The sequence below is a fragment of the Brachybacterium sp. AOP43-C2-M15 genome (assembly GCF_052446295.1).
Lineage (GTDB): Bacteria > Actinomycetota > Actinomycetes > Actinomycetales > Dermabacteraceae > Brachybacterium.
This window is the reverse complement of sequence record NZ_JBQSWB010000008.1, coordinates 1-18,627: the sequence shown is the minus strand read 5'-3', so window position 1 is coordinate 18,627 and position 18,627 is coordinate 1. Positions and strand designations below refer to the sequence as shown.

The 18,627-nt window shown below is 72.0% G+C and carries 15 protein-coding genes; 8 read left to right on the top strand and 7 right to left on the bottom strand.

Annotated features, from left to right (window positions below; genetic code table 11):
- The first annotated feature begins 143 nt into the window (after positions 1–143).
- The 4 genes from ACT3SP_RS10115 to ACT3SP_RS10100 are packed head-to-tail and all read left to right on the top strand — an operon-like array spanning position 144 to position 4,390.
- The gene (locus ACT3SP_RS10115) at positions 144–875 is read left to right on the top strand and encodes a GntR family transcriptional regulator (RefSeq protein WP_444587160.1); all 732 of its coding nucleotides are present in this window, start codon (positions 144–146) and stop codon (positions 873–875) included.
- Positions 872–1,888, top strand: coding sequence for an ADP-ribosylglycohydrolase family protein (locus ACT3SP_RS10110; RefSeq protein ID WP_444587159.1), 1,017 nt, complete (start codon positions 872–874; stop codon positions 1,886–1,888). Before ACT3SP_RS10115 ends, ACT3SP_RS10110 begins: the two co-directional genes overlap by 4 nt.
- Positions 1,889–1,937: 49 nt before the next feature.
- Positions 1,938–3,401, top strand: coding sequence for a purine-cytosine permease family protein (locus ACT3SP_RS10105; RefSeq protein ID WP_444587158.1), 1,464 nt, complete (start codon positions 1,938–1,940; stop codon positions 3,399–3,401).
- On the top strand, positions 3,398–4,390 hold the full coding sequence (locus ACT3SP_RS10100; RefSeq protein ID WP_444587157.1) for a PfkB family carbohydrate kinase: 993 nt from the start codon (positions 3,398–3,400) through the stop codon (positions 4,388–4,390). The genes ACT3SP_RS10105 and ACT3SP_RS10100 overlap by 4 nt, the downstream gene beginning before the upstream one ends.
- Positions 4,391–4,446: 56 nt before the next feature.
- On the opposite strand, the gene ACT3SP_RS10095 is transcribed toward ACT3SP_RS10100, so the two are convergent.
- From ACT3SP_RS10095 to ACT3SP_RS10085, 3 genes are all read right to left on the bottom strand, one after another.
- On the bottom strand, positions 4,447–5,661 hold the full coding sequence (locus ACT3SP_RS10095; protein ID WP_444587345.1) for an MFS transporter: 1,215 nt from the start codon (positions 5,659–5,661) through the stop codon (positions 4,447–4,449).
- A gap of 1,088 nt (positions 5,662–6,749) precedes the next feature.
- Positions 6,750–7,760 (bottom strand): formylglycine-generating enzyme family protein, encoded by a 1,011-nt coding sequence (locus tag ACT3SP_RS10090; protein ID WP_444587156.1) that lies wholly within the window; start codon positions 7,758–7,760, stop codon positions 6,750–6,752.
- A 196-nt stretch (positions 7,761–7,956) separates the two neighbouring features.
- Positions 7,957–8,676, bottom strand: coding sequence for a TetR/AcrR family transcriptional regulator (locus ACT3SP_RS10085; protein ID WP_444587155.1), 720 nt, complete (start codon positions 8,674–8,676; stop codon positions 7,957–7,959).
- Between the two features lie 137 nt (positions 8,677–8,813).
- Here ACT3SP_RS10085 and ACT3SP_RS10080 point away from each other — a divergent pair, with 137 nt between their 5' ends.
- A complete protein-coding gene (locus ACT3SP_RS10080) occupies positions 8,814–9,638 on the top strand; it encodes a sugar phosphate isomerase/epimerase family protein (RefSeq protein WP_444587154.1) in 825 nt (274 codons plus the stop codon).
- Entirely contained in the window at positions 9,635–10,777 is a 1,143-nt protein-coding gene (locus ACT3SP_RS10075) for a Gfo/Idh/MocA family protein (protein ID WP_444587153.1), read from the top strand. The genes ACT3SP_RS10080 and ACT3SP_RS10075 overlap by 4 nt, the downstream gene beginning before the upstream one ends.
- 143 nt (positions 10,778–10,920) lie before the next feature.
- On the opposite strand, the gene ACT3SP_RS10070 is transcribed toward ACT3SP_RS10075, so the two are convergent.
- Both ACT3SP_RS10070 and ACT3SP_RS10065 read right to left on the bottom strand, forming a co-directional pair.
- Positions 10,921–12,918, bottom strand: a complete 1,998-nt coding sequence (locus ACT3SP_RS10070) for a hypothetical protein (protein ID WP_444587152.1) — start codon at positions 12,916–12,918, stop codon at positions 10,921–10,923.
- Between the two features lie 283 nt (positions 12,919–13,201).
- On the bottom strand, positions 13,202–13,897 hold the full coding sequence (locus ACT3SP_RS10065; RefSeq protein ID WP_444587151.1) for a hypothetical protein: 696 nt from the start codon (positions 13,895–13,897) through the stop codon (positions 13,202–13,204).
- Between the two features lie 54 nt (positions 13,898–13,951).
- Here ACT3SP_RS10065 and ACT3SP_RS10060 point away from each other — a divergent pair, with 54 nt between their 5' ends.
- Positions 13,952–15,079: a patatin-like phospholipase family protein gene (locus tag ACT3SP_RS10060; protein ID WP_444587150.1), complete on the top strand. Its 1,128-nt coding sequence runs from the start codon at positions 13,952–13,954 to the stop codon at positions 15,077–15,079.
- A gap of 45 nt (positions 15,080–15,124) precedes the next feature.
- Here the strand turns inward: ACT3SP_RS10060 and ACT3SP_RS10055 are convergent, their stop codons facing one another.
- Positions 15,125–16,036, bottom strand: a complete 912-nt coding sequence (locus ACT3SP_RS10055) for an oxidoreductase (RefSeq protein WP_444587149.1) — start codon at positions 16,034–16,036, stop codon at positions 15,125–15,127.
- 62 nt (positions 16,037–16,098) lie between these two features.
- Between ACT3SP_RS10055 and ACT3SP_RS10050 the strand changes: the two genes are divergently transcribed.
- Positions 16,099–16,698, top strand: coding sequence for a TetR/AcrR family transcriptional regulator (locus ACT3SP_RS10050; protein WP_444587148.1), 600 nt, complete (start codon positions 16,099–16,101; stop codon positions 16,696–16,698).
- Positions 16,699–16,751: 53 nt separating this feature from the next.
- Here ACT3SP_RS10050 and ACT3SP_RS10045 read toward each other — a convergent pair whose 3' ends face one another.
- On the bottom strand, positions 16,752–18,557 hold the full coding sequence (locus ACT3SP_RS10045; protein ID WP_444587147.1) for a glycoside hydrolase family 2 protein: 1,806 nt from the start codon (positions 18,555–18,557) through the stop codon (positions 16,752–16,754).
- Positions 18,558–18,627 lie beyond the last annotated feature (70 nt).

Genomic DNA, 18,627 nt, shown 5'->3' with positions numbered 1-18,627 from the left:
GCCGCCGCTCGAACGGAGAGGACGCACCTCCGGTTCTGCAGCTCGACGAGTTCGACGGCCAGCAGTCTTCCCGCGCCGGGTCGGCGCACGAGCAGTCCGGACGGCATTGGCGTCGGCCGCTCTGATGGTGTACATGTATATACATGTCTGCACAAGTAAGTCTCGGCAAGCGCCGGACGATCGTCGAGACCCTCTCCCGTCGCATCTGGGAGGGCGAGTACGAACCGGGCCAGAGGCTCGAGGGCGAGCTCAAGCTCGCCGAGGAGTTCGGAGTGTCTCGGGGGACGGTCCGCCAAGCTCTCAGCGAGCTCCAGCACCGCAGCCTCATCGCGACGGAGGGCGGGCGCGGCTCCTTCGTGATCTTCGACGGTCACCAGCTGGATCAGCAGTTCGGCTGGGCCCATGCTCTTGCCGCTGCCGGCGGCGACGTGGACACCAGACTCCTGGGCATCGAGCGTGTCCGCCGGGAGGAGATCCCGCTGCTGCCCGAGAAGGTGGTCCTCGAGGAGGGCCTCTGCGTGCGGCGTGTCCGCAGGCTGCGCCCCACCGCCGAGCAGGGCGGCCCGATCTCCTTCGAGTGCGCCACGGTCCCCTCCGAAGGCGATCTGCGGTCGCTGCCGACCGACGGGCTCGTCGACGGATCGCTCTCCACGACGCTCCAGCAGGCAGGGCTGGTCCCGGCGCGCGGCACGCAGTCGGTCGACGTCCGCCCGCTCGACGAGCGCGAGGCACGGATTCTCCACCGTGACCCGGGGATCGCGTTCCTCCGTACGGCACGGACATCGTTCACGAGCGACGGCCGCTTCGTCGAGCACGTCGTCTCCCTCCTCGACCCCGCGCACTTCACCCTTTCCCTGACCTTCGGAGACGAATGATGGTCCGCCACCCGCGCAGCCCCCGCCCTACCCGCGACCAGAGGGCGCTCGGCGCACTCACCGGACTGGCGCTCGGCGATGCTCTGGGGATGCCGACGCAGTCGCTCTCGCGCACGCGCATCCAGGAGCGCCACGGCCGCATCGCCGGGCTGGTGGACGCCGGGCCTGACCAGCCCATCGCCCCGGGAATGCCGGCAGGCTCCATCACCGACGACACGGAGCAGGCCATCCTGCTCGCCGAGCTCGTCATCGAGGGCGACGGCCAGGTGAACCCTCACCGCTTCGCCGAGTCGCTCATCGCGTGGGAGCAGGACATGATCCGGCGAGGGTCACGCGACCTCCTGGGACCTTCCACGAAGAGCGCGCTCGAGAAGCTGCAGGCCGGAGTTCCCGTGGAGGAGACCGGACGCTTCGGCACCACCAACGGAGCGGCGATGCGCATCGCCCCCGTGGGCATCGCTCACTCACCCGGCGAAGCCCTTCTCGACGCCGTCATCACCGCGAGCCAGGTGACTCACCGGACAGGTCTCGGCATCTCGGGAGCGGCAGCAATCGCCTCCGCGGTCTCCTCCGCGGTCGACGGCACGGGCACCGACGCGGCGCTCGCCGCCGCGGTCGCCGCCGCCGCACAGGGCGAGGACCGGGGGAACTGGATCGCAGGCGGGTCGATCCCTGCACGCTTCACCGCCTTCCAGGAGCCGCTGCGCGCGATGTCTCCCGCCGAGAGGGACCGCTTCCTCTACGACGTCGTGGGCACCTCGGTGCAGTCCCAGGAATCCGTCGTCGCCGCACTCCTCCTCGTCGACCTCGGTCGAGAAGACCCGTTCGAGGCGCTGTGCACAGCGGCCTCGCTCGGCGGCGACACCGACACCGTCGCGGCGATGGCCGGCGCCGTCCTCGGAGCCGTCCACGGACCGGACGCCTTCCCCGCCGCCGCAGTCCAGCAGGTCCTCGAGGTCAACCACCTGGATCTCGCCCCCCTCGCGCGAGGGCTCGTCGCCCTGCGGGGCTGACCTGACCCTCCGCACACCGTCCGAAGACTTCCACTGAGAGGTGACACCGATGTCCACCCAGGCCCCGACGGCCCACCCCGCCGTCACGCCCGCCCGCCCGCTCGCCGCGCTCGAACAGCGCGGGATCGAGCCCGTTCCCGTCGAGGAGCGCGCCGGCAACCCGCTGCAGCTGTTCTGGGTGTGGTTCGCCGCGAACATCTCCGTGCTGGGCCTGCCGCTCGGCGTGAGCCTGATCGCCCTCGGGCTCTCCGTGTGGCAGTCGATCGTGGTGGCGGTCGTCGGAGCCGTCGGCTCCTTCGCGATCGTCGGCCTGATCTCCATCGCCGGCCGGCGAGGCGGGGCGCCGAGCCTGACCCTCTCCCGTGCCGTGTTCGGCACCCGGGGCAACGCCGGTCCCACCCTCGTCGCGCTGCTGTCGCGTCTGGGCTGGGAGACGGTCAACACGTCCACTGCCGCCCTCGCCGTGGTCACGATCGTCTCGCTGGTCATCGGCACCGGCGGGGACGCGAAGTCCGCCCCGCTGGTCGCGGTCCTCGGTGTCGTGCTGTTCGTCGCCTTCACGGTGGCCGTCTCCGGGATGGGCCACGGGATGATCCTCGTGGTCCAGAAGTGGTCCACCTGGATCTTCGGTGCCGTGAACCTGCTGATCCTCGCCTTCCTCGTGGTGAACGTCGACTGGTCGCTGGTCGCCCGGGTGCCGGGCGGGAGCACCGCCGCCGTGCTCACCGGCATCGGGACGATCGCCGCAGGGACCGGGATCGGCTGGGCGAACTCCGGAGCCGACATGGCCCGTTACCAGGCCCCGCGGGTCTCGGCGCTCTCCCTCGTCGCCTCGGCTGCGGCCGGCGCAGGGATTCCGCTGGTGGTCATGATCTCGATGGGTTCGCTGCTCGGCGCCTCCGACGCCTCGATCGCGACGTCGGCGAACCCGCTGGACGCCATCCGCGACACGCTCCCGCACTGGGTGGCCGTCGCCTACCTCATGGTGTCGTTCATCGGGCTGCTGCTGTCCAACCACCTCTCGGTCTACTCCGCGGGCCTGACCACGCTGACTCTCGGACTGCGCGTCCGACGGGTCCACGCAGTGATCGTCGACGTCGTCATCACCACGACGGCATCGCTGCTCTTCCTCCTGGTGGCCGACGGCTTCTACGGTCCGTTCATCACCTTCATCTCCCTGCTCGCCGTACCGATCTCCGCCTGGGTCGGGATCTTCCTCGTCGACATGACCCGCCGCCGGCACTACGATCCGGATGCGCTGCTGGACCTCTCCTCCACCGGCGCCTACCACTACCGCAGCGGATTCCGCTGGGCGGCGATCGGGCCGTGGCTGGCCGCGATCGCGATCGCCGCCCTGTTCATGCAGATCTCCCCCGGCCGAACCGCGTGGTACACCGGTCCGTTCCACGACACGTGGATCGGCGCGAACGGCATGGCGTGGGTCCTGGCCGCCGCCATCGGCGGCGTGCTCTACGCACTGCTCGGACTGCGGAGCGCGGGAGGCTCCCGATGACCGGCACCGCCGGAGGGCTGCCGGGCCGTGTCCTCCATACAGGTCAGGGCGTCGTCGACGTCGTGATGCGGATTCCCGCCGTGCCCGAGCCGGGCGGGGACGTCTTCGCAGAGAAGCACGAGCTCCTCGCGGGCGGCGGCGTCAACGTCATGATGGCAGCGGCGCGCGACGGAGCACAGGTCGTCTACGCGGGCAGCCACGGCACAGGGCCGTTCGGAGACCTCGTCCGCTCCGCGCTGAGGTCCGAGGGCGTGCTGCTCCTCCATCGAGCGGACCCAGATCGTGACACGGGATTCAGCATCGCCCTGGTGGACGACTCCACCGAGCGCACCTTCGTCTCCACGAGCGGCGCCGAGTCCCACACGACCGCTGAGCAGCTGCACGCCGCCGACGTGCAGGCCGAGGACATCGTCTACGTCTCCGGATACTCCCTGGTGCACGAGGCGAACCGGACAGCGCTGCTCACCTGGCTGCCCACGATCCCTGACGGCTGCACCGTCGTCGTCGACCCCTCGCCGGTGATCGGCGACGTCGACCTCGACGCGGTGCGAGCACTGCTGGGCCGCAGTGACGTCTGGAGCTCCAACGAGCGCGAGGCCCGCCTGCTCCTCCCCCGCCTCACGCCGACTCTCGAACTCCCCTCGTCGGCCACGCCGGCCGACCTCGCGGAACGGCTGGCCGGGACGACGGGGCGGAGAATCGTCCTGCGTGCCGGGGCGCGCGGGGCGTTCCTCGCCGTGCCCGGAGAGGACGTCCTCGCGATCCCTGCACCGCAGGTCGACGCCGTGGACACCAACGGCGCGGGCGATGCCCACACCGGCGTGCTCTGTGCACGGCTCGCCGCCGGCGAGGATCTGCTCCCCTCGGTCCGGCGGGCGGGAGCAGCGGCCGCGCTCGCCGTGATGCGCCAGGGGCCGGCCACGGCACCGACCGCCACGGAGACCGACGCCGCGCTGGCAGATCTCGAGGGTCGGACCGGGAGGGTCTGAGCCCTCGCGGTCGTCCGTGCGCAGAGCGCGTCGTGAGCGTGCGGAGCGTCGTTCCCTCAGGCCATCCGCCCCCGGCGGGTCTGCAGCGCGATCAGCGCGCCGATCAGCAGCGCTCCGATCACCAGGGCGATCCCGCCCACGGCCACCGCACCGCTGACGCCGAGCAGCGCACCCAGCCAGGCGAGGGTGATGCCGTTGCCGGTGCGCATGCCGCTGCCGATCATCGAGTACACCCCGACCACGCGTCCGCGCTGCGCCTCGGGCGCGCGGATCTGCACCAGCGCCTGGCCGATGGCGGTGGCGGCGAGATTGGCGACGCCGCCGATCACCAGGGCGATGAGCGCGACCGGGTAATGGTGCGTGGTGGCGACGATCAGCGAGGTGAGCCCGAACATCACCGCGGCGATCACGGCGCCGCGCACGTCCACCCGCAGGATCCCGGTGGCCTCGAGCAGGAAGCCGCCCACCACTCCCCCGACCCCGTTGGCGAACAGCAGGGCGCCGTAGCCGATCCCGCCCTCGTCCCCCGCGCCGAGCGTGTCGGCGAAGTTCGGCATCGCCACCTGCAGCGAGGCGCCCACGCAGACCGCGATCAGGCCGGCCAGGGCGATCATGCCCAGCAGCACCCGGTCGCTGCTGACGGTGCGCAGCACCTTCGGGGTGTCCAGGATCGAGACCTTCTCGCGGTGCACGATGCCGCTGCGGGAGTGCCCGGTGAAAGGGGTGCGCAGCATCAGCAGCGTCATCGGCAGGTAGAACAGGATGTTCGTGAAGATCCCCCACGTCGGCCCCAGCAGGAGCATCAGCACCGAGCCGACCACCGGCCCGGCGAGCACCCCGAGGCTCTTGAAGGTCGCGTTGAGGCGCACGGCGCTGGGCAGCTCGTGCGGCTCGGCGAAGTCGTGGAGCATGAGCTGCTCGGCCGGGCCCCACAGGGCGCCCGCGCAGCCGTGCAGCACCAGCAGCACGCACGCGCTCCACATCTCCAGGGTGCCGGTGAGGAACAGCAGGCCCCAGCTCAGGGACACGAAGGCGAACAGGCCCTGGGCGATCTGGATGATGCGCCGGCAGTCGTACTTCTCCGCGAGGGTGCCGAACAGCACCGAGAACATCAGGAACGGCAGCCAGTGGCTGATCACCTGGAACCCCACCAGCCAGGGCGAGGCGAACACCTGCCACAGCACCCAGTAGGTGATGACGTGCTCGATGTTGTCGCCCATCATCGACAGGCCCGCGGTGATCAGGTACGGCCGGGAGTGCTTGTCGCGCAGCGGCCCGAAGCGGCGGGGGCTCTGCAGGTTCGTGGTTCTCAGCCTTCTTCGGGGACGGGCGCGCGGAGCATGCGCTGGGACGATGAGGGAGGGACGGCGGGGTGGGTGCGGCCGACGGCCGTCGCCGCCGGGTCACAGGAGCGCCGGGGCAACGGTGGGAGGGCCGGCCGGACGGACTGGCCGGACGAGCTGGTCAGACGGGCTGGTCAGCGCACTGTCGGAGCGACACAGCTTACGGGCCGGGGCACGGCGGGGACAGCGCCGACCGACAGGAGAGACGGCGGCGCCGAGGTCGACGCCCGTGTCGCAGCCTCCGAGGGGCCGTGCGCGCCCTGAACCGAGGTGCACATCAGGACCCGGGACTCGTCTCCCGATTCCTGCTGCGTTCCGAGGCGATCGCGTCCTCCTGCATCGAGGGGATCGGCCCCGGCCCGAAGAACGTCGCGCTGGCGGAGCTCGCTCTCGACGAGGACGTTCGCGGGCTCTCCGAGACCGCGCAGCAGGTCGCCAGGAACATGACCATCGTGCGAGACGCCTCCGACGCGCTGTCCGAGAAGGAACACCTCTCGGTCGCGGACCTGGAGGCGCTGCAGTCCTCGCTCATCCCCGGCCCCCCTGAGATGCAGGGGGTGCGCACCGCGGCCGAGCAGGCCGCTCAGCTCGAGCGCAGCCTCGCTGCCCTGCGCGAGGAGTGGGCACAGGCCGTCTCCGAGGCCCGGCGCAGGGAGGGAAAGGTGCGAGCCACGCGGCGCGACTCCGCCCTCCCGACGATCCTCGACACGCTGCCGGGGACCCCGGTGCTCACCACGTCCACCGTCGTCCGCGTGCACGGGGTCACCACGACGGCGGCGCACGATGCGCTGGCACAGCTCTCCGAGTACGGGATCCTCGGCCTGATCTCGATCGGCCGTGCGCAGCGCGCCTTCGTGTCCCTCGACGTCCTGGACCTCATCACGCGCAGCGGACGAGCCGTGGCGAGCAGGGACTTCGACACCTCGAGCTCTCCGCCGATCCGGCCTGCCCCGGCGCCCCGGCGCCCCGTCGGGCCTGACCTCCCTCCCCAGGAGGTGCCCCCCTGTGTGACGTGCTCACCGCCCCATCTCGGCCGCGACGCCCTCCGGGCGGGAGACGGTGCGGAAGCCGCCGTTGCCCATCGAGGAGTCCGGGGTGTTCTGCGAGCGCGCCGCGTTGCGGTAGCGGTTGCAGTAGGAGAGGTGGCAGAGGTAGCTGCCGCCGCGCATGACCCGGGACGGGCCGTCCTCGGGGCCGACGGGGTCGGTCACCACGGTGCGCCGCTCGGCGGTGGTGCCGCGTCGGTAGGTGGTCGGGTGGAAACGGTCCTCGCACCATTCCCAGACGTTCCCGACGCTCTGCCAGAGCCCGTACCCGTTGGGCGCGAAGCTGCGCGCCGGGGCGGTGGTGAGGAAGCCGTCCTCGACGGTGTTGGTGCGCGGGAAGTCGCCCTGGAAGATGTTCGCGCGCCAGCCGTCCTCGTCCACCTCCTGGTCGCCCCAGGGGTACTTCGCGCCGTCGAGGCCGCCGCGGGCCGCGTACTCCCACTGTGCCTCGGTGGGCAGGGCGCGTCCTGCCCACGCGCAGTAGGCCTCGGCATCGTTCCAGCTGACGTGGACGACGGGGTGGTCCTCGAGGCCCTCGAGGTCCGAGCGCCGCCCGCCGGGATGCCGCCACTGCGCGCCCTCGACCCCGGACCACCAGGGAGCGCCGGAGGCGGGCCCCATGACGTCCTCGGCGGGTGCGTCGATCGCGAGGTGGAAGACGGCGGAGAAGCCGAAGCGCTCGGCCTCGGTCCGGTACCCGGTCTCCTCGACGAAGCGGGCGAAGTCCCGGTTCGTCACCGTGGTCGCGTCGATCTCGAAGGCGGTGAGCGCGACCTCGTGGCGCGGCGTCTCGCCGTCGGCGCGATTGCGGTCCCCGGAGGAGTCGCCCATGGTGAACGTCCCGGCGGGGATCGCGCACTGCTCGATCGCGTGGCCTCCGCGAGCGGCCCGCCCCTCGGGCCGCGGTGCCTCTCCGGGCGCACCGGTGGGGAACTGCTCCCTGCTGGGCGTGCCGCAACCGCAGCCGCAACCGTCGCTCATCGATGCCTCTCCCGTCTGTCTCCACCGAACACGGCCCCCATTATGTCGACGGCCGGGCGAGCACGATGCGGCCGGCGAGCCGACCCGTCGCGGCCGAGCAGAGCAGGGGCGGCATGACGGCAGGGCGCGGCGTGCGGGGCCGGACGGGGCCGGAGCGGGACGGCGGGCGGGAACGAGCAGCCGCGGCGCCCGCTCCTCAGGGCGCGAGCAGCACCGCGAAGGTCTCGAGGCTCTCCTGCAGCGCGATCGTCGGCTCCAGCAGCCACTGGATCTGCAGGCCGTCGGAGGCCGCGACGATCAGCGCGGCGGTGCGGGCGGGATCGACGTCCCCGCGCACGATGCCGCTGGCCTGGTCCTCGCGCAGTCGCCGTTCGAGATCGGCGCGCACCCGCTCGAAGCGGTCGGTGAAGTACTTCTTGGCCGGTCCCGACTCCGCCTCGATGGAGGTCGCCACGAGGGTCGAGTAGAGCTGGACCAGACCGGGGACCTCGAGGTTCGCCAGCGCCGCATTCGCCATCACGTCGACCGAGCGCTCCCGCTCGCCGTCGGCCCGGCCGATGTGGCGCCGCCGCTCGGCGTGCTCGTAGACCGCCACCAGCAGCTCCTCGCGGGAGGAGAAGTAGTGCAGCAGCGCGCCGTGGGAGACGCCGATGGTCTGTGCGATGCGGCGCAGGGAGGTGCCGTCGGCCCCGCGGTCGCGGAACACCTCGATCGCCCGGTCGAGGATCTCGCGGCGTCGCGCGATGCCCTTGGAGTACGAGCCGGCGCGGCCGATGCGGCGCGCCGCGGACGGCGCGAGGTCAGCGGGCCGTGCGGAGGCGGATCCGGGGGACGGCGAGGCGTCAGGATCGGCCGACGGGACGGGCGCGGGATCGACCGCTCGGGCCTGGTCGACGGGCTCGTCCTCGGTGCTCATGGACGTCAATGTACCCACCGCCGGAACTGCCCCGCAGAAGAAACCTCCATCTGGAGGGTTTGGTGCTACGCTGACGCGACGCACCCACGCGCGGTGCGGCCCGCCCAGAGACGACGACGTACGAAAGCAGGTCCGACGTGGCATTGCCTCTCGCCTCCGTCCAGCTGTACTCGCTGGCCACGGAGTTCTCCGCCGACATGAACGGCTCCCTCGACAAGCTCGCGACGATCGGCCTGAAGAACGTCGAGGCCTTCGACTTCGTGCGCCGCCCCGCCGAGATCCGTGCGGCGCTGGACGCCTCCGGCCTCGCCTCCCCCACCGGCCACGCCCCGCTGCTCTCCGACGAGCTCTGGACCCCGGACGGCTCCATCCCCACCCCCGCCAACGAGGTCGTGTTCGAGGCCGCCGCCGAGATCGGGATGACCACCGTCATCGACCCGATGGTGCCCACCGAGCGCTGGCTCACCGAGGACGGCGTGCAGGACATCGCCGATCGCCTCAACGCCGCCTCCGAGAAGGCGAAGGAGTTCGGCCTCAAGGTCGGCTACCACAACCATGCCCAGGAGTTCCTCGCGGACTTCGACGGCAAGACCGCCTACCAGCGCTTCCTGTCGCTGGTGGACCCGTCGGTCGCGATCGAGCTGGACCTGTTCTGGGCGCTCGTGGGCGGCCAGGACGTGGTGAGCCTGGTCCGCGAGATCGGCGACCGCCTGGTGGCCATCCACGTCAAGGACGGCGTGGCCCCGGCCTCCAACCCCTTCGCCCCCGACGCCCCGGAGTTCAGCTCCACCAGCCTGGACCAGCGCCATGCGGGCGACGGCGACGTCCCCACCGTCGAGGCCCTGCAGGCCGCGACGAACGTCCAGTACGCCGTCATCGAGTACGACCACGCCCCCGGCGAGGTCTTCGAGGACATCGAGAACAGCTACCGCTTCCTGATCGACGGAGGTCTCGCGGCATGACCACCCTGGCACCCTTCTCCGGCCCCGTGGGCGTCGGCTTCATCGGCGTCGGCGTCATCTCCGACACCTACCTGGAGAACCTGAACTCCTTCCCCGACGTCAACGTGCTGATCCTCGGCGATCTGGACACCGAGCGCGCCGCCGCCCAGGCGGCCAAGCACGGCGTCCCCGCCTCCGGCACCGCGCAGGACGTGCTCGACCACCCCGACGTGAAGGTGGTCGTGAACCTGACCATCCCCGCCGTGCACGCCGAGATCTCCTCCGCGGCGATCGCCGCGGGCAAGCACGTGTGGACCGAGAAGCCGCTGGGCCTGGACCGCGAGTCCACCTCGGCGCTGCTGACGGCGGCCGACGAGGCCGGGCTGCGGGTGGGCTGCGCTCCGGACACCGTGCTCGGCGCCGGCGTGCAGACCGCCAAGCGCGCGATCCGGGACGGCATCATCGGCCGTCCCCTGTTCGCGCAGACGTCCATGCAGTGGCAGGGCCCGGAGGTCTTCCACCCCAACCCCGCGTTCCTGTTCGCCAAGGGCGCCGGGCCGCTGCTGGACATCGGCCCGTACTACTTCACCACCCTGGTGAGCCTGTTCGGCACCGTCGAGAAGGTCGCCGCGATGGGTCTGAAGGCCCGCGAGGAGCGCGAGATCCTGGTGGGCCCGAACGCCGGGCAGACCTTCCCGGTGGAGCCGCCCTCGACGATCTCCGTGCTCACCCAGTTCGAGGGCGGCCAGACCGGCACCTCGCTGGTCAGCTTCGACTCGCCGCTGGCCCGCCAGGGCATCGTCGAGATCCATGGCACCGAGGGCTCGCTGGTGGTGCCCGATCCGAACACCTTCGAGGGCCGAATCGCCTACGTGCGCCCCTTCGCGTCCTTCGGCGAGGCCCCGCCCGAGCAGGAGTGGGTCGAGATCCCGCAGGAGGGCCCGGTCACCGGCCGCGGTCTGGGCCTGCTGGACATGGTCCGCGCCATCGCCGAGAACCGGCCGCACGTGGCCACCGGCGAGGTGGGCTACCACGTGCTGGACGTGATGCTCTCGGCCGAGGAGTCGGCCGCCAGCGGCGAGTTCGTCACCGTGAACTCCTCGGTCTCCGAGGTGCCGGTGGTGCCCGCGGACTTCGATCCGCAGGCGAGCACGCTCTGAGGTCCTGACCTCTCCGGGGCCGTCCCCGGACACCGGCCCCGACGGCCCGGCGATCACTGCGGAGACCCGCAGAGGCCGCCGGGCCGTTCTCGTGCGCGCTCCCGCCGGGGCGGTGAGGACGCCGATCCGAGAGGCGAGGTGTCTCAGCCGACGCGGTCCTGAACCGTCACAGCGGGCCAGTCCAGCGTCTCGAGCTGATGACGCTGCTCGGCGGGGAGCGCGGGATCGGAGACGACGATCCGCAGCTCCTCCACCTCGGAGGCGATCGCGAGACGCCGGACCAGCTGGGGCAGGTCGCGCCAGCCGGTGAGCGGGGCCATCGTCCATCGCACCCTCGCCGGCGCGCCGTCGTCCGCGCCTCCCGCAGGGGTCCCGGTCGAGGCGTCGCTCTCGCCGAGCCGCGCCGCCAGGTGGAGCTCGGCGATCCCGCTCCCGCGGTCGACGGTCTCGGACACGTAGAGCACGCGCACCGACGGGGCGCAGCTCGCGGTGAGCAGCGCGTACTCGCGCGGTTCGGCGGCGTCGCAGGTCAGCGGATCGGGCGGGGTCCGGGGATGGCGAGCGTCGTCCGGGCCGCCGTCGGCGTCCTCCCCCGCCGACGAGCCGGCGGCCGCCGGCAGCTCCGCCACCCGCGGCCGCTCCGTGCCGTCGAACGCGAGCACCCGGGTGAAGCGCACCGGGTGCAGGGCGGGATCGAGACGCTGGTCCCTCTCGGTCCACCGTGCGGAGGGGTCCGTGCCGGTGGAGAGCAGCTGCCGGAACCGGGTGCGGCCCAGCCACCCCTCGAGGTAGACGTTCACCTGCTCGGGGACGGTCGCGTCGGCGAACTGGACCCGGGCGATCATCGCGTCCCCGCGACGGGTGAGGGTGAGGTCGGTGCACGTCAGCGGCTCTCCCGGTGCATCGCCGGCGCCTGTCCCGTCGGCGGCGCCTGTCCCGCCTGCCCCGCCGGTCGCGACTGTCCCGTCGGACACCAGGGGCGTGCCCGTCCCGTCGGCCGGTCCGGCGGCGAAGCCGCGCAGCAGGGACAGCACGGTGGGCAGCGAGCGTCTCGCCACGTCGGTGTGCTCGCCGCCGATCCGGTGCTTGGTCAGCCCCTCGGCGTCGCGGGCGTACTCGATGATCGAGACGTTGCTGGACTCGTCGGCGTCGGCATAGAAGTAGTCGATGCGCCGCCCCTCCGCGAGGTACCGGCGCAGCAGCGCACCGGGCTGCTCGATCTCCCGCAGCGCCCGGTCGCGCAGGAGCCCGCCGCGCAGCACGGACTTGGTGCAGTAGTAGGGCACGTCCATCTGCGGGGCGACCAGCACCTGGCGGGCGCGGGGCAGGCCCTGCGCGGCCATCACCGCGATCGAGGCGCCCTTCGAGGCGCCGAACAGCAGCACGTCCTCCTCCGCGATCCCGTGGCGAGCCCGCAGATCGTCGATCGCCGCGGTGAGTCGGTCGAGCACGGGCCGGCCGGCGTTGTCGTGGACGAGGTAGGTGCCGGCGACGCCGTAGCGGTCCTGGACGCACAGCATCATCGTCTCGGCGAGGTCCTCGTCGAGCAGGGCCTTGAGGTAGCTGACGGCGTAGGAGATGCGCGAGTTCGCCGGCGGGAAGCCGGGGAAGGTGATGATCAGCCGCGTCGGGCTCACCGTGTTGCCGCGCACCGAGGCGAAGAGGTCGCCGAGGCGCTCGACGCCGTAGCGGCGGTCGAAGCCGTCCTGCTCGTCGGTGGAGAAGGCGCCGCGGCCGATGTCGAGGCGGTGCTCCGCCGGGATGTCGAGGGCGAAGTCCGCCGGATCGTCCGAGGTGACGAGGATGTTGCGGTACTCGAGCGGCGCGCCCGTCGGCGGGGCCTCGATCCGGTTGCCGTAGACGATCTCGCCGCGCTCGCGCAGCTGGAACTCCTGCCCGCGGTGCTCCTGCCAGTCGACGACGGTGAGCCGGGCGTAGAAGTGACCGGCCGGGAGTGGCTCGGAGGCGAGGCGGCGCAGCAGCGCGCCCCGGCCCCGGGACTCGAGGGCATCGCGCAGCCGGCGGGCGCGGGGAGCATCCTGGATGGCTCGGGCGAGGCCGCGCACGGGAGGGCTGTAGACCAGGTCGCGCGCCGCTCGGCGCAGACCGCGAGGCGCGGCACGACGCACGGGACTCGCCATGGTGCGGACCCTCCCGGCTCGGATCGCGGTCGCCCTGCGGACGCGACGGACGCCCGGCAGACTAGCCCGTGCGGGTCAGGGGCGCACGCACCGAGAGGATGTCGACGCACGATCACGCCCGAGAATGTGCACGTTCGGAGACGTCACCCGGTGCTGATCGACGGACGGGATCTCGCCCTGCCCCCGGAGCACGGCTCCCTCGCCCACCGTCGCCACCCGAGATGGCCGGTGCGGTCCGCGCATCAGCAGTCCACGGCAACCAGCCGTCGGGGGCAGCCGCGGATCATCGCAGGCGTCCGTGCATGAGAGCTCGGAACTGGTCGGGGCTCGTGACTCCGTGGTCGAGGACTGCCCAGTAGATCTGCACGCTCGGCATCCGGGAGCCGTCCCGCAGCGTCCACTGGTTGGCGCGCTTGAGTCGAAGGATCGTGGCCTGCGTCGTGGGGGTGATGCGTGGTGCGAGGGTGCGGAGATGTGCCAGGCCCGGTTGGCGGTCCGGTTCTGCGATCACCCAGATGTCGATGGACCACAGCTCGCCGTCATCCCCCAGCGCGTGAACACAGAGGTAGTAGCCGTCGGGATAGGCGGCGTCGTCGTTCCATCGTCCGGAGTCATCACGAACCAGCACGTCCCGCACGTCGTCACGCGACACGAGACGGGAGGCCAGGGCCGTGATGCCCTCGAGGACTCGATGGTCCATGCGTTCGACCGTCACCGTCACGTCGATGTCGCGGGCGACCATCACCTTGAGCGCGTTGCTCCCTGTCAGCACCGGATCACCGATCCCGGCCAGTTCTTCCATCAAGGACAGTCGCGCGCGGAGCGCGCCGGCGGTCGTCCGCAGGGCAGACTCTTCAGCATCCCAGTCAGCAGGCATTGCGACGACGTTACCGGACGACTGGCCAGGTCCCCGGACGTGATGCACTGATCCTTCGCCGAGGGACGAGGCGGCCATGGCTGGCAGTGCCTCGATGGTCACCTCCTGGCTGCCGGCGCGCCGACCACCGTCGGCCCCCTCCCCTAGCCTGGGATCATGTCCGACTCTCCTCCGACCGCCACGCCCTCCCCGACCGCCGAGCACGCCGCGGAAGCCTGGACCAGCCCCACCGCGGAGGCCGGCACGCAGCGAGTGGACCTGGTGCTCGAGGGCGGCGGGGTCAAGGGGATCGCGCTGGCCGGGGCGATGGAGGTGCTCGAGGAGCGCGGCTACCGGGTCAACCGCGTCGCGGGCTCCTCGGCCGGGGCGATGGCCGGAGCGCTGGCCACGGCCGGGATCCCCGCCTCGACGATGGCGGAGGTGCTGCGGGAGACGGACTACCGGCTCTTCGAGGACGGCCCGTGGTGGACGCGCCCGCTGGTGGGCAAGGGACTGAGCATCCTGCTGCACAACGGGGTGCACCGCGGCACCCACCTCACCCGCTGGCTCGAGGAGCAGCTGGGCACCTACGGCCCCGGGGATCGCACCGGCACCTTCGCCGATCTGCGCTACACCGATCCCGATCCGTCGCTCGAGATGAACGGGGCGAAGGCGCACCGCCTGGTGGTCACCGCCTCGGACCTCTCGGCCGGGAAGCTGCGGTACCTGCCGCTGGATGCGGAGGAGCTCGGCCGGGCGCCGGACGCGCTGCGGGTGGTGGACGCGGTGCGCGCCTCCGCCTCGATCCCGCTGTTCTTCCGCCCGGTGCGGTGGAAGCGGGCCGACGGGGCGACCTCGGTGCTGGTGGACGGCGGGATGCTGTCGAACTTCCCGGTCTCGGTGTTCGATCGGCCGACGGGGGAGGTCCCCCGCTGGCCCACCTTCGGCATCAAGCTCTCCGCCGCGCCGGAGACGGACTTCGGGACGCGCACCACGATCCGCGGCCCGCTGTCCTTCGGCAAGGCCGTGGTGGACACGGTCACCGGGTTCTACGACCGGATGCACATCGATGCCGCCCACGCCGTGGCCCGCACGATCTTCATCGACACCGAGGCGGTGCGCCCCACCCAGTTCGACCTCTCCGAGGAGGATCGGGAGCTGCTGTACCGCAAGGGGCGCGAGGCCGCGACGGAGTTCCTGGACGGCGAGGACGATCAGGATCCGTGGGACTTCGCGGCGTACACGACGCGGTTCCGCACCGAGTCGGAGCAGCGCGGGAGCGCCGGCGCCGCGAGCGACGGCTGATCCGGAGCGGCACGGCCCGCGGCCCCCGCGAGAGGCCGGCTGCGCTCAGACCGCGTGCGAGGTCCGCTCCTCGGCCAGGAGCGGGAAGCTCACGCCGGTGAGCTCCTCGGAGACGTCCCAGAGGCTGCGGGCCATCTGGGTGTCCCGGGCACGGGCCGCTCGCTCGACCGGTCCGGGGACGCCCCGGGCGCCGAGGAGTCCCTGGGGGCCGACGTAGGTGTCGCCGCGCAGGTCCGCGGTGGCGGCCATCAGGGAGGGCAGCGCACCGCTCTCGTCGCTCTGGCCGACCAGACCGATGGCGGCGTTCTCGAGGATCTCGACCAGTCGGCTGCTGCGCCGGGCGCTCAGCAGGGAGGTCGCGGCGAGGCCGGGGTGCGCGGCCAGGGACAGCACCTCGGAGCCCGCGGCCTCGAGCCGCCTCTGCAGCTCGGCGGTGAACAGGAGGTTGGCGAGCTTGGACTGCCCGTAGGCGCGCATCGCACGGTAGGGGCGGTGCTCCCAGTTGGGGTCGTGGAGGTTGATCGCGCCGCGACGGTGGGCGATCGAGGAGACGGTGACCACGCGACCGATGAGCTGCGGCAGCAGCAGATTGGTGAGGGCGAAGTGACCGAGGTGGTTGGTGCCGAACTGGAGCTCGAACCCGTCGGCCGTGCGCCCGAGCGGCGGGATCATCAGACCGGCGTTGTTGATCAGCAGGTCCACGCTCCCCTCGACGCCCTCCGCGAAACGGCGCACGGAGTCGAGGTCTGCGAGGTCCAGGCGCCGCACCTCGACCTCGCCGCTCATGGTGGCGGCGGCGTCCGCCCCTTTGCGCTCATCGCGCACGGCCAGGAGCACGCGGGCTCCGCGCTCGGCGAGCACGCGGGCGGTGACGCGGCCCAGGCCGCTGTTGGCACCGGTGACGATCGCAGTGCGTCCGGTGAGATCGGGGATGCTGTCCACGGAGAATGTTGTCATGGACCACAATGTAGACAGCGGCTACTCGTGTTGTCAATGAAAACATCGATAGGATCCCGGATGTGACCGAGACCGAGGAACGCCCCTACCACCACGGCAGCCTCCGCGACGCCCTGCTGAGCGCCGCCGAGGAGACCCTGCGCGAGCAGGGCCAGGACGAGCTCTCGCTGCGCGAGCTGGCCCGTCAGGTCGGGGTGAGCCATGCGGCGCCGCGCCGCCATTTCCGCGACCGCCAAGCCCTGCTCGACGCGCTCGCGATCAGCGGCTTCGAGCGGCTGGGTGAGCAGCTGCGCCAGTCGATCGCGGCGGCGGAGGACGACTTCGCCTCGCGGCTGCGCGCCGCCGTGGGCACCTTCGTGCGCTTCGCGACCCAGGACGCCGCCCTGCTGGAGCTCATGTTCTCCACCAAGCACCGGGAGGGCGCCGAGCCGGTGCGGGAGGCCGCCGGCTCGGCGTTCGAGCACCTGCCCCAGCTGATCGAGCAGGGCCAGGACGAGGGCGCGATCGCGCCGTCCACCTCCCCCCAGTCCGGCATCGTGCTGCTGGCGACGGTGCAGGGCATCGCCACCCTGATCAACGGCGGCATGGTCGAGGCAGGAATGCTGGACGAGCTCACCGACCGCGCGGTGGAGCAGTTCCTGCGCGGCAACCGCCCGGACTGAGCAGGCGCGGGTCCGCCGGAGGATCGGTGGTCAGGCCTCGCCCCTGTCGGCGGTCAGGCCTCGCCCCTGCCGGTGACCAGGGCCCGGATCACGGCAGCGTCGAGCTTCGGGACGCGGTCCGCGGTGGCCAGGCCGTTGGCCTCCTGCAGGGTGTCGGTGAGCTGGGTGTAGCAGTGCCCGGCCAGCACCGGGGAGGCGTTCAGCGCGGCGAACAGGCCGCCCACCTTCTCGGCGAACTCCTCCGGATCGGACACGGTCGCGTACCCCCACGTCCCCTCGGCCGCGTAGGCGATGCCGCCGAACTCGGTGATCATCACCGGGGCGTCCTCGCGGAGGTGCTGGGCGGCGTCGTCGATCGGTCGTCGGCGCTGCGGTCCGCGGCCGGCGATGGTGCGCGCGGTCGCCTCCTCGTCGGCGTAGTGGCTCGCGAGCTGCGCGGCGTCGGTGGTGTAGTCGTGCAGGGCGATGACGTCGCCGCCGGTCAGCTCGTAGCCGTCGTTGGAGATGACGGGGCGGCTGGGGTCCAGAGCCCGGGTGAGGGCGGTCAGGGCGATCGTGAAGTCCTTCTGCGGGGCGGAGTCGGCGAGGTCGCGCACGCCCCAGGACTCGTTGATCGGCACCCAGGTGACCACGCTCGGATGGGGGCGGCACTGCTCGACGATCTCGGTCCACTCCGCCGTCAGGGCCGCGGCGGCGCGGGGGCTGTAGGCGTAAGCATTGGCGGTCTCGCCCCAGATCAGCAGGCCCAGCCGGTCTGCCCAGAACAGGAAGCGGGGGTCCTCGACCTTCTGGTGCAGGCGGGCGGCGGTGAAGCCGAGCTCCTTGATCAGCTCGACCTCCTCCCGGTACGCCTCCAGGGTGGGGGCGGTGAGGTGCGAGGTGGGCCAGTAGCCCTGCTCGAGCACCGAGCGCACGAAGTACGGCTCACCGTTGAGCAGGAAGTGGCCGCGGTCGATGCCGGTGGTGCGCAGTCCGAGGTAGCTGGCGACGGTGTCGACCACCTCGCCGTCCACGCGCACCTCGAGATGGGCGTCGACCAGGGCGGGATGCTCGGGCCGCCACAGCAGCCGGTCGCGGTCCTGGGTGTTGCGCACCGCCGGGACGTCCACCACGCCCTGGACCCGGGCGTCGTGCGCGGCGATCTCGACCGCACCGAGCTGCTCGCGCCCGTGACCCTGGTCCGTGCTGAGCACCACGCGCACGGTGGTGCCGGGCTGCGGCCGACGGGCCAGGCGCAGGGACACCTCGACACGCGCCCGCGCCATGTCGAACTCGTGGTGGAAGGCGGTGAGGTGCTGCTCCGGCACGGACTCCAGCCACACGCTGCGCCAGATCCCGGTCGAGCGGTGGTACCAGATGCCGTGGGGCTCCTCGCGCCAGTCCTGCTTGCCGCGCGGCAGCTCCGGATCGTGCGGGTCGTCGACGGCGCGCACCACCACGACGTGCTCGCTGCCGGGATCGAGCAGATCGGTGAGATCGCAGGTGAAGGCCGTCTGCCCGCCCACGTGGTGCCCGGCCAGGCGCCCGTCCACCCACACGTGCGCCTCGTGGTCCACGGCGCCGAGGTGCAGCAGCACGCGCCGAGCGGGCTCGGCGGCGGCCGTGATCGTGCGGCGGTACCAGACCACGGGGTGGTAGCCGGTCTCGTGGATGCCGGAGGCCTCGGACTCGGGCACGAAGGGCACGGTGATGGTGCGGTCGAAGGCGGTCTCCGCGCCGGGCTCGTACCAGCGCTCGGCGAATCCTCGGTCGGCGTCGTCATGGGCGAATCCCCACGGGCCGTCGAGGCTCTCCCAGCCCTCGCGTCGGAGCGTGGGGCGGGGGTGGGCGCCGTCATGCCGGCTGACGTGCAGGGTCATCGATCACAGCTCCTGAGGTGCGGTCGTGCGGTGCGGGGGTCGCACTGCGGGTTTCCACGTGGGAACCCTG

What these genes read in the sequence shown, in the direction of transcription:
- ACT3SP_RS10075 (WP_444587153.1), top strand. Translation starts at nt 9,635, where the DNA reads ATGACCACCCTGGCACCCTTCTCCGGCCCCGTGGGCGTCGGCTTCATC.
- ACT3SP_RS10090 (WP_444587156.1), bottom strand. Translation starts at nt 7,760, where the DNA reads ATGAGCGACGGTTGCGGCTGCGGTTGCGGCACGCCCAGCAGGGAGCAG.
- ACT3SP_RS10110 (WP_444587159.1), top strand. Translation starts at nt 872, where the DNA reads ATGATGGTCCGCCACCCGCGCAGCCCCCGCCCTACCCGCGACCAGAGG.
- ACT3SP_RS10060 (WP_444587150.1), top strand. Translation starts at nt 13,952, where the DNA reads ATGTCCGACTCTCCTCCGACCGCCACGCCCTCCCCGACCGCCGAGCAC.
- ACT3SP_RS10055 (WP_444587149.1), bottom strand. Translation starts at nt 16,036, where the DNA reads ATGACAACATTCTCCGTGGACAGCATCCCCGATCTCACCGGACGCACT.
- ACT3SP_RS10115 (WP_444587160.1), top strand. Translation starts at nt 144, where the DNA reads ATGTCTGCACAAGTAAGTCTCGGCAAGCGCCGGACGATCGTCGAGACC.
- ACT3SP_RS10105 (WP_444587158.1), top strand. Translation starts at nt 1,938, where the DNA reads ATGTCCACCCAGGCCCCGACGGCCCACCCCGCCGTCACGCCCGCCCGC.
- ACT3SP_RS10045 (WP_444587147.1), bottom strand. Translation starts at nt 18,557, where the DNA reads ATGACCCTGCACGTCAGCCGGCATGACGGCGCCCACCCCCGCCCCACG.
- ACT3SP_RS10100 (WP_444587157.1), top strand. Translation starts at nt 3,398, where the DNA reads ATGACCGGCACCGCCGGAGGGCTGCCGGGCCGTGTCCTCCATACAGGT.
- ACT3SP_RS10070 (WP_444587152.1), bottom strand. Translation starts at nt 12,918, where the DNA reads ATGGCGAGTCCCGTGCGTCGTGCCGCGCCTCGCGGTCTGCGCCGAGCG.
- ACT3SP_RS10085 (WP_444587155.1), bottom strand. Translation starts at nt 8,676, where the DNA reads ATGAGCACCGAGGACGAGCCCGTCGACCAGGCCCGAGCGGTCGATCCC.